Source organism: Pseudomonas sp. GW822-FHT05A08, from assembly GCF_058800485.1.
Genome location: NZ_CM179511.1, coordinates 1,096,990 through 1,109,036, shown reverse-complemented (window position 1 = coordinate 1,109,036; position 12,047 = coordinate 1,096,990). Strand labels below are relative to the sequence as shown.

Below are 12,047 nucleotides of genomic sequence, written 5' to 3'. Positions count from 1 at the left end.
CGGCACCAGCCCCGGTAGCCGCTGCCGAGCCCCGCGAGGCTGCGATCGGGCGCGCAGCGGCCGTAAAACAGGCGACCGTGTTCAGCCTGCCCCACCGCAGTGGCCGGTTTTACGGCTCCTGCGGAGCCGATCGCAGGCTGCGCCAGCGGCTACAGGGATTGGCATAAACAAAAAGGCCCGGCATTCGATGAATGCCGGGCCTTTTTGTTGGCCTGCCGCTTACAGCGTCGAACGTACGCGCCACAGCTCGGGGAACAATACGGTGTCGAGCATCTTGCGCAAATAGCCGACGCCTTCGGTGCCGCCGGTGCCGGGCTGGAAGCCGATGATGCGCTCCACCGTGGTCACATGGCGGAAGCGCCACTGGCGGAAGGAGTCTTCCAGGTCGATAAACTTCTCCGCCAACTGGTACAGGTCCCAGTAGCGCGACGGGTCGGTGTAGACCTCGCGCCAGGCGGCTTCCACCGACGGGTCATGCTGGGTCGGCGCCTGGCTGTTCAGGGCCAGGCGCTCGGGGTCGATGGCCAGCCCGGCCTTGGCCATCAGGCCGATGGCTTCGTCGTACAGCGACGGCGTGGCGATCGCCAGCTCCAGTTCCTTGAGCAGTTCCGGCCGATGGGCATGGGGGCGCAGCAGGGTCGCGCTCTTGTTGCCGAGGATGAACTCGATCTCGCGGTACTGGAACGACTGGAAACCCGACGAGTGCCCCAGGTACGGGCGGATCGACTTGTACTCGGACGGGGTCATGGTCGCCAGCACCGCCCAGGCGTGCACCAGCTGGTCGAAGATCCGCGACACCCGCGCCAGCATCTTGAATGCCGGTGGCAGCTGCCCCTGATGCACGTGCTCGCGAGCCGCCTTGAGCTCGTGCAGCATCAGTTTCATCCACAGCTCCGAAGTCTGGTGCTGGATGATGAAGAGCATTTCGTTGTGGTCCGGCGACAAGGGGTGCTGGGCATTGAGGATGCGCCCCAGGTCCAGGTAGTCGCCGTAGCTCATGGAATCGGAAAAATTCAGCTCGGCGTTATGCCAGTTGTCGGGCGGCGGGTTGTTCGAATAGGGACATTGACTCATCGCGTGGGCTCCTCATGTCAGGTCGCGGCCGGTCGATCACCCGGCGCCGACCTTGATCGAGGGCGCGCGGGGCCGAAGCTTCGTTGTTGTAAATACTATTGTAGGAATTATCGCGGCAAAGGCCGCAGGATGGCGCGCACCGGGCTCGCATCCAGATGAGCGAAACGCAGGGGCAGCGCGATCAGTTCGTAGTCGCCTTCGGCCACCTCGTCGAGCACGATGCCCTCGAGAATCGCCAGGCCATGGCGGGCCACGGCGTTATGGGCCTCCATGGTTTTCGATTGCTGCGGGTCGAGGGACGGGGTGTCGATGCCGATCAGGCGCACGCCGTGGCTGGCCAGCAGCTCGACGGTCTCCTTGGCCACGGCGCTGAAATCCGGGTCCCAGGTGCTCAACGGCGCCTGTCGATAGGTACGCAGCAGCACCCGCTCGGGCAGGTTGTCCAGGTGCCCCTCCAGGTGTCGGGGCAAGACCAGCGGCCCGCAGCCCAGGCAATGCACGACCCGGCACGGGCCGAGGTAGACATCCAGCGGCACCTCGCCGATCGGCGCGCCATCGGCGCTGTAGTGCAGCGGCGCGTCGACATGGGCACCGGTGTGCGGCGACAGGGTGATGCGCCCGACGTTCACCGGGCATTCGGGCCCGTATTGCCAGACCCGCTCTTCCTGGAATGGCGTATCGCCGGGCCAGGTCGGGGTCGCGGTACTCAGGGGCGGGCTGATGTCCCACCAGCTTGGGGTTGTGCTCATAGCGCTGCTCTCGGCCATTTCGACCTGAATCATACGAGCGATGCCCGTGAAGATTCTTGCGAAATGCTCCGGCGACCGCGGAATCTTTCGCATGAACTGCCAGGAAATCACTGATTCGCGCTCGGAAATTTCAATGCAAACCGCGGCAACACTTCACGGGCGGGTACTGCGTTTCTGGGCACCCCGATGTCGAGTACAGACAACTGGCCGGGTGCCGGGCGCTATAGGGTGCGACTTCAGTTATCAGCCAACACCCCGGAGTCCTCATGACCGCGACTGCCCCCATCACCGTTCTGCGCGACACCCACCCGCTGCCGGTTCTCGATGCCTGCAAATGGGAAAAGCTCGAAGGCGACCCGCACACCGTCAACCTCAACGCCTACACCAGCGAAGACGGCAGCAAGATCATGGGTACCTGGATCTGCACGCCCGGCAAATGGCGCGTGGACTACGTGAAATGGGAGTACTGCCATTTCCAGGAAGGCTACTGCGTGATCACCCCGGACGGCATGGACCCTCTCCACCTGCGCGCCGGCGATATCTTCGTGGTCGAGCCGGGGATGAAAGGCACCTGGGAAGTGGTCGAGACCGTGCGCAAGTATTTCGTGTTCGCCTGACGAATCTCCGGAAAGGAGAGAAACAAATGCTTCGATACAGGTTGCTGCAATCCCTATCGAGGAACTGCTTCTCTTCCTTTCACCAGCCAGACCGCCCCCTGAAAGCCCCCAAAACCAAGCCTCAGGCTCCGAGACGTGAACGCAGGACATCCGCACGCTCACGAATTTTATCGCCCTTTCCTTCCACCAATTTAGTGAAGGCGATGATGTCTGCCTTACGCTTTTGAATAGTGTCGCGCTGCATATGACTCAGCAGCACCAATGAGTTGTAAATACCATTGCCATTGGACGTATTGCCACTGCCATAGGCGATGACCGCCGGGATCAAGAGCTCGTCGCTTCCCCATGACGCCAGCAACTGCTGGTAGCCATCCACTCGCTGACGAGCGTCGTCGCTAAACATCTGCCTGATCAGTGCATCCCGTCGCTCGCCCAGTGCGTCAGTAGCATAGGCCGCCTCGACGGGCGCCTTGGTATTCTCGGCAACCACTCGAACCAGGGTCGGGCCATAGTCCGGAGCAGCAACCAGCAGCGCCCGTACTGCAAACTCACTGCGCCGTTGATCACTCCCCATCAAGGGCTCGAAGAACTTAGAGACCAGCTCGGCCTGCTTGATCTTTGATTCGGCCACTGCTCGAATGTCCGCCACTGCCGTAGCAGTACTCTGAGAGTAGTAGGAGTAAAACCCACCCACTCCTGCAATGGTGATCGGTATCAGCGCCGAGCAGGCGACACCAAACTTGTCCCAACCGTCTTTTCCTCGATCCTTGAGCTTCGCCACCTCTGACTCCAGCCTTGCGATCTGCTCTTCCGTTGTCATATTGGCTCTCCTGTCGAAGCTCAGTGCTCATGAGTCGGCTGCCCCCCCTGATGCTCTCTACAGCGACGATCAATCAGGTTTGTCCAGTTCAAGAGTGCGACGGTTGACTACGTCCTTCAGCCCATCCAGCAAAGTATCCGCTTTAACCTCGGACTTCTGCGCCTCGAGCAGCAGGAGCTGGACCTGGTGACGAGAACGTCGATTTACGCGGAAGTTCGACTCGAAATCCAGCGAAGCAATGATGGTCATCGCCACAGCCGCGGCGCCCGCCAAGATCGATGACAGGTCGGCGGCGGTTTCCTTACTTTCGATAATGGATAGCTTCGAGACGATTGCCGCAGCGGAAGCCAGAACTGCCGAGATGATCAAGAGGGTCCTGTAGCCAAGCTTCCACTTGAACGCTGACCTGCGGTATTTCTGCTCTTGAGCGGCCAGAATCTCCTTGGCATGCGTCAGTTCGTCAATCATCTTTCAGCCCTCCCTGTGGCATTCAGATTGACTGTAGATCGCAATCAATAGCCCACTTGTAACCGATCAGAATAACGGGAATAGCCAGTGATTTTTGCAGTGCTACTGCGATCGCACCAAATCCGCACGCCCCCCGGCTGCAGATGCAAAAAACCGGGAACCCACCCGACGTGAGTCCCGGAAAGCTTGCAGCGTTCACAGAGGTTGGCGAAACCTGCGCTCTTTAAAGAGCGCAGGCTTTGCAGTGCCTAGCTCGGCTTGCGATAGCTGTTGACGATAGCCGAGAAGTCCATGCCCCCTTCCCCGCGCTGGCTCATGGCCTGGTACAGCTGCTGCGCCACGGCGCCCAGCACCACGGGCTGGTGCGCCTGGCGGGCGGCCTCGGTGGCCAGGCCCAGGTCCTTGAGCATCAGCTCGGCGCCGAAGCCACCGGTGTAGCCACGGGCGGCCGGCGCGGTTTCGATCACACCGGGCCAGGGGTTGTAGGTGTCGGAACTCCAGCAACGCCCGGTGGAGCTATTGATGATGCCCGCCAGCACCTTGGTGTCGATCCCCAGGGCATCGCCCAGGGCCATGGCTTCGCTGACGCCGATCATCGAGATGCCCAGCAGCAGGTTGTTGCAGATCTTGGCGATCTGTCCGGTGCCCACGTCACCGCAGTGCACAATATTGCGGCCCATCTGCGCCAGCACCGGCTGCAGGGTGGCGAACAGTTCGGCGCTGGCGCCGACCATGAAGGTCAGGGTGCCCGCCGCCGCGCCGCCGGTACCGCCGGATACCGGCGCATCGGCCACGGCCACGCCTTGCTTGGCAGCCGCCGCGGCCACGTCGCGGGCGGTCTGCGGGTCGATGGTGCTGCAATCCACCGCCGGCGTGCCACGGGCGATACCGGCCAGCACTCCGTCGTCACCCAGCCAGACGCTGCGCACATGGGGCGCGGCCGGCAGCATGGTGATCACCAGCTCGCTGTCTGCGGCGGCGGCGCGCGGCGAGGTACTGATGCTGCCACCCAGTTCGGCCAGTTCCTTGAGCACGGCCTGGTTCAGGTCGAACAGGTTCAACTGATGCCCGGCCTTGAGCAGGTTGCGCGCCATGGGTGCGCCCATGTTGCCCAGACCGATGAATGCGATTTTCATGAGCGGACTCCTCAACGCAAATGGATGGTGGTGTTCACGCCATCGTTGACGCTGTCATCGTCGAACCAGCGACTGGTGACGGTCTTGGTCTGGGTATAGAACTGCACCACTTGTTTGCCATAGGGCCCCAGATCGCCCAGTTTGGAACCACGGGAACCGGTGAAGCTGAAGAACGGTACAGGCACCGGAATCGGGATGTTGATCCCGACCTGGCCGACATCGATTTCGGTCTGGAACTTGCGGGCCGCCGCGCCGCTCTGGGTGAACAGGCCGGTGCCGTTGCCGAAGGGGTTGCTGTTGACCAGGGCGATGGCCTGGTCGAGGGTGTCCACTTCCAGCACCACCAGCACCGGGCCGAAGATTTCCTGGGTGTAGATCTGCATGTCAGTGGTCACCCCGGAGAACAGGGTCGGGCCGACGAAGTTGCCCTGCTCGAAACCTGGCACCTTGACGTCGCGGCCGTCCAGCTCCAGCTTGGCGCCTTCCTTGATGCCGCTTTCGATCAGGCTCAGCACACGCTCCTTGGCGCGCTTGGAAATCAGCGGCCCGACATCGGTGCCCGGCTCGCTGCCGGCATTCACCTTGAGTTTCTGCGCCAGCGCCTTGAGGTCCGGCAGCCATTGTTTCGCCGCGCCCACCAGGACCACCACCGAGGTGGCCATGCAACGCTGGCCGGCCGCGCCGAACCCGGCACCGACCAGGGCATTGAGCGCCTGTTCGCGGTTGGCGTCGGGCAGCACCACGGCATGGTTCTTCGCGCCCATCATCGACTGCACGCGCTTGCCGTGTTTGCCCGCCAGGTCATAGACGTGGGTGCCCACCGCGGTGGAGCCGACGAACGACACCGCCTTGATGTGTGGGTGGGTGCACAGCTTGTCCACCACGTCCTTGCCGCCATGCACCACGTTGAGCACGCCAGGCGGAACCCCGGCTTCCAGCGCCAGCTCCACCAGCAGCATGGTCGACAGCGGGTCCTGTTCCGAAGGCTTGAGGACGAAGGTGTTGCCGCAGGCGATGGCCATCGGGAACATCCACAGCGGAATCATCGCCGGGAAGTTGAACGGGGTGATCCCGGCGCAGACACCGATCGGCTGGCGCAGGGTGTAGGTATCGACGCCACCGGCGACGTTCTCGGCGAACTCGCCCATCTGCAGGCTGCCGATCGAACAGGCATGCTCGACCACTTCCAGACCGCGGAAGATGTCGCCTTCGGCATCGGCGATGGTCTTGCCCTGTTCGGCGCTGAGCACCTGGGCAATGCGCTTGGAGTGTTCGCGGATCAGCGCCTGCAGCTTGAGCATGATGCGCATCCGCGCGCCGATCGGGGTCAGCTTCCAGGTCTGGAAGGCGCGATGCGCGGCTTCGATGGCGGCGTCGACTTCATCCGCCGTGGCGAAAGGTACCTTGGCCAGCACCTGCTGGGTGGCCGGGTTGGTGATGTCGTGCCACTCGCGGGTCTGGGATTCGACCCACTGGCCGTCGATCAGCAGCTTGACCTGCTGCAAGGTAGTGCCGTCGGACTTGAGGGATGCGTTCATACGGGTCTCCTGACTTCTTGAGGTTCTTATGCAGGGAGCCAAGGCGTGGGACCGCCTTGAAATGAGGCGTGCGTCGCGAGTTGGTTGTCGGACTGTTTTTGGAGTATAGATGTGCAAACTTCTAATAAGAACGCACATAAAAGCCGGTCCATCATGCAAAAAAACATCACCTCCCTCGGCTCGCTGAACTGGGACGACCTGAAGTTTTTCCTCGAAGTGGCGCGCACCCGCAAGGCCAGCAGCGCGGCCAAGCGCCTGGCGGTGGACTACACCACGGTGTCGCGGCGCATCGGTTCGCTGGAGGGCGCGCTGGGCACCCTGCTGTTCGAAAAGTCCCGGACCAATGGCTTTGTCCTGACCGCCGAGGGCCAGCGCCTGCTGGGTTATGCCGAGTCGATCGAAAGCACTCTGCACATGGCCTGCGAACAGGTCTCGGGCTCGGGCGTGGCCCTGTCCGGGCATGTGCGCATGGGCTGTACCGAAGGTTTCGGCAGCTTTTTCATCACCCCGCAACTGAGCCATTTCGTCGACGCCTACCCGGCGATCTCGGTGGATATCCTGCCGCTGCCGCACTTCATCAGCCTGTCCAAGCGCGAGGCCGATATCGTCATCGCCCTGGAACGCCCGGAGCATGGCCCCTACGTCTGCTGCAAGCTCTGCGACTACCGTCTGCGGCTCTATGCGACCCAGGAATACCTCGACCAGCACCCACCGATCCGCCGCCCGGCGGACTTGAGCGAGCATCAATTCATCAGCTACGTGGACGACCTGGCGTTCAGCTCGGAGCTCTTGTACCTGGCCAACGTGCTGCCCGGCGCCAGCGCCAACCTGCGCAGCACCAGCGTCATCGCCCAATACGTGGCGGCCCAGCAAGGACGCTCGCTGGCGATCCTGCCGTGCTTCCTGGCAGCCCAGGACCCGCGCCTGCTGCCAGTGCTGCCGGAGGAAATAGACATCACCCGGCAGTTCTGGATGTACTGCCGCGAGGACCTGCGCAAGCTCAAGCGGATCACCCTGTTGTGGGATTACATCCGCAGCGTGACCGAACAGAATCAGGGCCTGCTGATGGGGCAGAGCCGGGAGATGGTGTTTGCTGACTCATAGTCCTGCAGAAAGATCAGCAGGCCCTGCCAAGGCTTTGTGGCAGGGATTGATCGTAATTGCCGGAGCCCGACAGACTCTCCATCCAAGTTCAGAATCGTCCTAAAGCCTTAGCCATCGCTACTTGCTAGGTTCGCGAAGCTCGACAAAGAGCCTCGCGGATCAGCTAATGCAAGGACGATAAATGCTTTCTTCTGCTCGCCTGGGCGACAAACACCTCTGCCCTCTTCCCGGTCACGGCACGACACCTATTGCTTGCGCTTCTGGCGACATCAACATCAACTTCATGGGAGCAGCCCGAGTCGGTGACACTTGCGGCTGTGGCGCGGTCATCACCACGGGGTTTCCATCGATTATCCTGAATGGTCGTCCTATGGCCCACTTAGGGAGCCCTACCAGCCACGGCGGGACCATTATCACGGGCTCGGGTAACACCTTCGGCGGCTTTGTCTTTGAACCCACTCCTGACGCGGTAATCATTAACTTCGCAGCCCTCGGCGTGTTCCGCCCAGACGGCTCGGTAGACGATGAAAAGATGGCGACCTTGCTGGCCGACCCGAGGCTGACCGAGAAGGCCACCGCTGCAAATGCTTTAGTCGATCCCAATGTGGCCTCTAAGACGCCTGAAGAGAAGCCAGAAGAAAAGGTCTGTAATGACCCAGACCAGATGGAAGAACTGGCGAGCTACATTGCGGGCGAGATGAATACCAATATCAACAGCCCGTCTGTGCGACAAATGAAAGACCTCAACAGCTTTAGTCCAACAGCTGAAACAAAGAAGTATAAGGAGCTTCCTTTCTATCTTCGTCTTGGCCAAAGCCCTGACTTCTATAGCTTAGCGCTGGGAAAGAAAGCGAAAGCTTTGGCTATCTGGACTGAGCGAGTCGGTCAGGGCCGACCCTGGGACCACAAGCCGAAGCTACAAGCAATGTTCAAGGATGTTTGGAACAAACAAGGGGGCTACGACTACTTCTATGACATCTGGTCGAACATCCACTATGGCTATGTTGGACTGGCTGGTGGACTCTCTGAAAGTGTCCTCTTGGACGGCGCAGGTATAGAGCAGATAGGGTCGGACGCTGCTCGGAAGGTTGAAGAGATTTTTGAAAAACCTAAAGCAGAATGGGAACGGCCCGGCCCGCATCGCTCTGCTGATATCGAGGGCATGAGGGCCTGGGATGATGCACCTGACCGAATATCCATTAGTATCGGCGTGAAACTCTATCGACAACGCCCCAACGGAGGCATAACAGCAAAGATGATCATGGACGAAGTTCTTGCAGTACAACCGAAGGAATGGGGGGAAGGTATCCGTGTCCACAAATGTAAGGCCCATTAAATACAGGTACATTTTTGGCATTCTCTTTCTGCTACTGCTGTCCCCCTTTGTGTTTTGGAGGGTAGCGACCCCAGTGGTCACGGTTCACTACTCCAAGGAAGGAAAAGAGAAGCTCTCTATGACCTGGAATACCGAACACCGAATTTATCGGAGTGGACGCGGGGGCCTATTTCCAGGAGAGGCGACATCTGATTTTGGTCATATTTTTCCAGATGCCGGGTTCTTCATGGAGTTCTATTGGTGGAGTGATACGGGCCGTAATCATTGCGTCAATATCACCCCTAAATGGCGAAGAACGGATATTTACCTCGACCTAAATGGCAATATTGATACCAGCCCAGAGAGCGGCACGGATACGGATCGCTTGAAGAAGTGCACTACGGACCCTGCTGATCCTTAAGAACTCCAAGCATCACCACTATGAGGTCACCCTGCCAGCACCGCTGCAAAATCCACTCGGCACAGCCTGGTCCTGCTATCGCGAAGACCTAGCGGATCACCCCGCTGTGGGAACCGCAGTGTAAAGGAAGAATCAGGGCCTGCTGGCATGATGGTCTTCGCCGATTAGTCGGCGATGACCACGATCGAGACGCGACGGTTTTCGGTGCGTCCGGCCACCGTGCTGTTGGAGGCCACCGGTTCGCTGCTACCCAGGCCACGCAGCTGGATGTTTTCTTCGCGCATGCCCGTGGCCACCAGTACCTTGCTCACGCTTTTCGCCCGGCGCAGGGACAGTTGCTGGTTGTAGCTTTCCCTGCCGGAGCCATCGGTGTGGCCATCGACCCGGACCTTGTCGATGTGCACGCTGACCAGCGCCTTGCCGATATGCTCAACGATGCCGGTGCTCGCAGCATTCAACCTATCGATGTCGCTGCCGAACAGCACCTTGCCGGACAGGCCGAAGGCCCAGCCCTCGTCCGTCAGCTCAAAGCCCTCCTGCTTGAGCACCGCTACTTGCTGCGGGGTCAGCCCCTTGGGCGGTACGCTCTGGCAACCGGTCAATGAAAGCAGCGCCAGCAACAGGCCGGTGGTGAAAAGTCGCAAGCAAGGTCGAGTCAGTGAAAACAAAGAATTAGCTCCTGGATTGAACGTGAACGACGGGGGGCTCCGACCCCGCGGTGTGTTGCCCGCCTCGAGAGACACGCTTGGCCTGATACATCGCCGCATCGGCGGCATTGAGCAGAGCTCCCGGGGTGGTGCCATGATCAGGGTAGACGGCAATACCGATGCTGAGTGAAGTCAGTACCGAAGTACTGCCCGGCAAGGCAATCGGCATCTCCATGCTGGCGATGATTTTTTCGGCGATACGCTCGGCATCCTCGATGCGGTGCAGCGGGGTCAGCAGAATGGCGAACTCGTCGCCCCCCAGGCGCGCCACCAGGTCTTCCTCGCGCAACTGCGCGCGCACCCGCGACGCCACCGCCATCAGCACCGCGTCGCCGGCGGCGTGACCGAAGTTGTCGTTGATGCCCTTGAAACGGTCACTGTCGAGAAACAGCACCGCCACCCGTTCGTTGAGCTTGCTGGCGCTGCGCAGCGCGCGGATCAGCCGGCCCTCGAAAAACGCCCGGTTCGGCAACCCGGTCAGGCTGTCATGGCTGGCCTGGTGGGCCAGGGTTTCGTTTTCACTCTGCAAGTGGGTTTGCCAGGCTTCCAGCTCATCGAGCAGGGCATTGAAGTCGTTGCCCAGGTTGTCCAGCTCGGCAATTTCCGCCGGCGGCACCCGGACGTCGAATGCCCGCTCGCGGCGCGCGGCATGGGCCACATCGGCCAGGCTGCGCAGCGGCCCGGTAATGCCGCGCAACTGCCGGCGCGCCAGGTACAGCGCCACCCAGGCGCTCACCGCGATACATAGGACAATCCCCACCAGCCCACTGAGCAGGAAGCGCAGCAGGCTGCCGCCGTGCCCGGTCAGGGCGATGCTGCCGATTTCCTGGCCCTGATGCATGATCGGCACGGTGATGGGCTTTTCGAGAAAGGCCCGGGCGATCTGCATTTCCAGATCGGTCAGCAAACCGATTTCCGGCCGCTCCCAATGGGCCAGCACGCGCCCCCGGGCATCGAGTACCTGGGCATCGGCCACCTCTTCGGTGGAGGCAATCAGGGCCAGGGCTTCGGTCGCCGCGGCGCTGTCGTTGAACACCACCGCCGCTTCGACCGTGTAATTGATCGAACGCGCGATCAGATGCAGGTTGTGATCGGCATACACCCGCAACGCCAGCACCCCGAGCAATGTCAGGGACAGGCTGGCCATGGAAATGGCCAGCAGGGCGACAATCAGATGCCCGCGGCCAATGACCGAACGCAATGTAGGGCGAGCAGGAGATTTGAAGAAGCTCATGGCGCCGCCGGTCGACGACGGGAGAGTTGCAGCACGCTTGGATGAATCCGCACGCCACTGCGGGCCACCGAATCCAGGTTGACCTCGAATGACACCTGATTGTCACTGACGCGCAGGCAGAACAGGCTACCGACCGTGCACTGGTCGCCGCCCTCGCTGATGCTCAATACCGGATGACCGACCAGGGAAGTGAACAGGCGGGCGCGCTGGTCGTCGGTCAGCTTGCCGATGTACACCGCATCGCACTCGCTGACGATGGCCGGGTTGTCGGCCAGCAAGCGCCGCACCAGAACCGGGCGGCCCGTGGCCTGGGTCGTGCCCTTGACCAGGTCGTCGGTGTATTCGGTCGGCCCCACCACGCACAGACGCAATTGCGCCGGCTCCACCGGCCAGCGCGCATAACTGAGAATCCCCAGCACCACTTGAGTCACCGCCTTGGCGCGCTGGTCTGCCAGGCTGACAGCAGCAGGCTCGGGTTGCGCGACGGCAAAAGTGCTCAGCAGACAGACCAGGGCGGACAGCAGTACCTGCCTCCAGCCCGAAAAGCGCTCTGTCGCCGAGACAGCCACGTTCATGCAGGGATTCTCTTTGATCTTCATACAATGATGCCGCAACGATAGCACAGCCGGTGAAACCGCCGCGAGGTTCCCAGGTATGGGTAGCAGGCTATTGGTTTAGAAAAAAATGAAGTAACGATTTGAGCCTTCCTATTCTTCATGCCTGCATCGCCTGCTTAAGATCGGCGCCAGAGAGCGAGCCGTCCAGACCGCCCTCGGTGAGACCGGATCCGCAGAGACCCGGCTCAAGGAATGTCTTTTGCTACTGCCCAGTATCGCCGCTTCGGCCCAGTGCCTTTGCGGTGCC

Annotated in this window: 13 protein-coding genes; 4 read left to right on the top strand and 9 right to left on the bottom strand. The window is 61.1% G+C overall.

Translation table 11 applies throughout. The features are described from left to right. Nucleotides 1-219 precede the first annotated feature (219 nt). Both kynA and kynB read right to left on the bottom strand, forming a co-directional pair. Nucleotides 220-1,074, bottom strand: coding sequence for a tryptophan 2,3-dioxygenase (gene kynA, locus AC3RCP_RS04950; protein ID WP_053259555.1), 855 nt, complete (start codon nucleotides 1,072-1,074; stop codon nucleotides 220-222). A gap of 107 nt (nucleotides 1,075-1,181) precedes the next feature. Then, nucleotides 1,182-1,823 carry an arylformamidase gene (kynB, locus tag AC3RCP_RS04945; RefSeq protein WP_037033901.1) on the bottom strand — a complete coding sequence of 214 codons (642 nt, stop codon included), beginning with the start codon at nucleotides 1,821-1,823 and terminating at the stop codon, nucleotides 1,182-1,184. A gap of 266 nt (nucleotides 1,824-2,089) precedes the next feature. Between kynB and AC3RCP_RS04940 the strand changes: the two genes are divergently transcribed. After that, nucleotides 2,090-2,440: a cupin domain-containing protein gene (locus AC3RCP_RS04940; protein ID WP_492569141.1), complete on the top strand. Its 351-nt coding sequence runs from the start codon at nucleotides 2,090-2,092 to the stop codon at nucleotides 2,438-2,440. Nucleotides 2,441-2,561: 121 nt separating this feature from the next. Here AC3RCP_RS04940 and AC3RCP_RS04935 read toward each other — a convergent pair whose 3' ends face one another. From AC3RCP_RS04935 to AC3RCP_RS04920, 4 genes are all read right to left on the bottom strand, one after another. Continuing rightward, on the bottom strand, nucleotides 2,562-3,260 hold the full coding sequence (locus AC3RCP_RS04935; protein WP_124319036.1) for a hypothetical protein: 699 nt from the start codon (nucleotides 3,258-3,260) through the stop codon (nucleotides 2,562-2,564). 69 nt (nucleotides 3,261-3,329) lie between these two features. Next, entirely contained in the window at nucleotides 3,330-3,728 is a 399-nt protein-coding gene (locus AC3RCP_RS04930; RefSeq protein WP_274305450.1) for a hypothetical protein, read from the bottom strand. Nucleotides 3,729-3,976: 248 nt separating this feature from the next. Continuing rightward, nucleotides 3,977-4,864 (bottom strand): 3-hydroxyisobutyrate dehydrogenase, encoded by an 888-nt coding sequence (mmsB, locus tag AC3RCP_RS04925; protein ID WP_492569138.1) that lies wholly within the window; start codon nucleotides 4,862-4,864, stop codon nucleotides 3,977-3,979. A gap of 11 nt (nucleotides 4,865-4,875) precedes the next feature. Beyond that, nucleotides 4,876-6,402 carry a CoA-acylating methylmalonate-semialdehyde dehydrogenase gene (locus tag AC3RCP_RS04920; RefSeq protein WP_007922163.1) on the bottom strand — a complete coding sequence of 509 codons (1,527 nt, stop codon included), beginning with the start codon at nucleotides 6,400-6,402 and terminating at the stop codon, nucleotides 4,876-4,878. Between the two features lie 153 nt (nucleotides 6,403-6,555). On the opposite strand from AC3RCP_RS04920, the gene AC3RCP_RS04915 reads away from it, so the two are divergent. The 3 genes from AC3RCP_RS04915 (at nucleotide 6,556) to AC3RCP_RS04905 (ending at nucleotide 9,242) form a co-directional block, all read left to right on the top strand. After that, the gene (locus AC3RCP_RS04915) at nucleotides 6,556-7,506 is read left to right on the top strand and encodes a LysR family transcriptional regulator (RefSeq protein ID WP_097140225.1); all 951 of its coding nucleotides are present in this window, start codon (nucleotides 6,556-6,558) and stop codon (nucleotides 7,504-7,506) included. 181 nt (nucleotides 7,507-7,687) lie between these two features. Beyond that, nucleotides 7,688-8,842 (top strand): polymorphic toxin type 44 domain-containing protein, encoded by a 1,155-nt coding sequence (locus AC3RCP_RS04910; RefSeq protein WP_492569136.1) that lies wholly within the window; start codon nucleotides 7,688-7,690, stop codon nucleotides 8,840-8,842. Between the two features lie 118 nt (nucleotides 8,843-8,960). Beyond that, entirely contained in the window at nucleotides 8,961-9,242 is a 282-nt protein-coding gene (locus AC3RCP_RS04905; protein ID WP_223815824.1) for a hypothetical protein, read from the top strand. Nucleotides 9,243-9,406: 164 nt separating this feature from the next. Here the strand turns inward: AC3RCP_RS04905 and yfiB are convergent, their stop codons facing one another. Genes yfiB through yfiR form a run of 3 tightly spaced genes read right to left on the bottom strand, consistent with a single transcriptional unit; the run spans nucleotide 9,407 to nucleotide 11,758 of the window. Continuing rightward, nucleotides 9,407-9,910, bottom strand: coding sequence for an outer membrane lipoprotein YfiB (gene yfiB, locus AC3RCP_RS04900; protein ID WP_101336762.1), 504 nt, complete (start codon nucleotides 9,908-9,910; stop codon nucleotides 9,407-9,409). Between the two features lie 4 nt (nucleotides 9,911-9,914). Next, the gene (gene dgcN, locus AC3RCP_RS04895; protein ID WP_053259549.1) at nucleotides 9,915-11,183 is read right to left on the bottom strand and encodes a diguanylate cyclase DgcN/YfiN; all 1,269 of its coding nucleotides are present in this window, start codon (nucleotides 11,181-11,183) and stop codon (nucleotides 9,915-9,917) included. After that, nucleotides 11,180-11,758, bottom strand: coding sequence for a regulatory sequestration protein YfiR (yfiR, locus tag AC3RCP_RS04890; RefSeq protein ID WP_101336761.1), 579 nt, complete (start codon nucleotides 11,756-11,758; stop codon nucleotides 11,180-11,182). Before yfiR ends, dgcN begins: the two co-directional genes overlap by 4 nt. Between the last annotated feature and the right edge of the window lie 289 nt (nucleotides 11,759-12,047).

Excerpts from the sequence above, each read along its gene's own strand:
- mmsB (WP_492569138.1), bottom strand. The coding sequence starts at position 4,864 with ATGAAAATCGCATTCATCGGTCTGGGCAACATGGGCGCACCCATGGCG.
- AC3RCP_RS04910 (WP_492569136.1), top strand. The coding sequence starts at position 7,688 with ATGCTTTCTTCTGCTCGCCTGGGCGACAAACACCTCTGCCCTCTTCCC.
- kynA (WP_053259555.1), bottom strand. The coding sequence starts at position 1,074 with ATGAGTCAATGTCCCTATTCGAACAACCCGCCGCCCGACAACTGGCAT.
- yfiR (WP_101336761.1), bottom strand. The coding sequence starts at position 11,758 with ATGAACGTGGCTGTCTCGGCGACAGAGCGCTTTTCGGGCTGGAGGCAG.
- dgcN (WP_053259549.1), bottom strand. The coding sequence starts at position 11,183 with ATGAGCTTCTTCAAATCTCCTGCTCGCCCTACATTGCGTTCGGTCATT.
- kynB (WP_037033901.1), bottom strand. The coding sequence starts at position 1,823 with ATGAGCACAACCCCAAGCTGGTGGGACATCAGCCCGCCCCTGAGTACC.
- AC3RCP_RS04915 (WP_097140225.1), top strand. The coding sequence starts at position 6,556 with ATGCAAAAAAACATCACCTCCCTCGGCTCGCTGAACTGGGACGACCTG.
- AC3RCP_RS04935 (WP_124319036.1), bottom strand. The coding sequence starts at position 3,260 with ATGACAACGGAAGAGCAGATCGCAAGGCTGGAGTCAGAGGTGGCGAAG.
- AC3RCP_RS04920 (WP_007922163.1), bottom strand. The coding sequence starts at position 6,402 with ATGAACGCATCCCTCAAGTCCGACGGCACTACCTTGCAGCAGGTCAAG.
- AC3RCP_RS04940 (WP_492569141.1), top strand. The coding sequence starts at position 2,090 with ATGACCGCGACTGCCCCCATCACCGTTCTGCGCGACACCCACCCGCTG.
- AC3RCP_RS04930 (WP_274305450.1), bottom strand. The coding sequence starts at position 3,728 with ATGATTGACGAACTGACGCATGCCAAGGAGATTCTGGCCGCTCAAGAG.
- AC3RCP_RS04905 (WP_223815824.1), top strand. The coding sequence starts at position 8,961 with ATGACCTGGAATACCGAACACCGAATTTATCGGAGTGGACGCGGGGGC.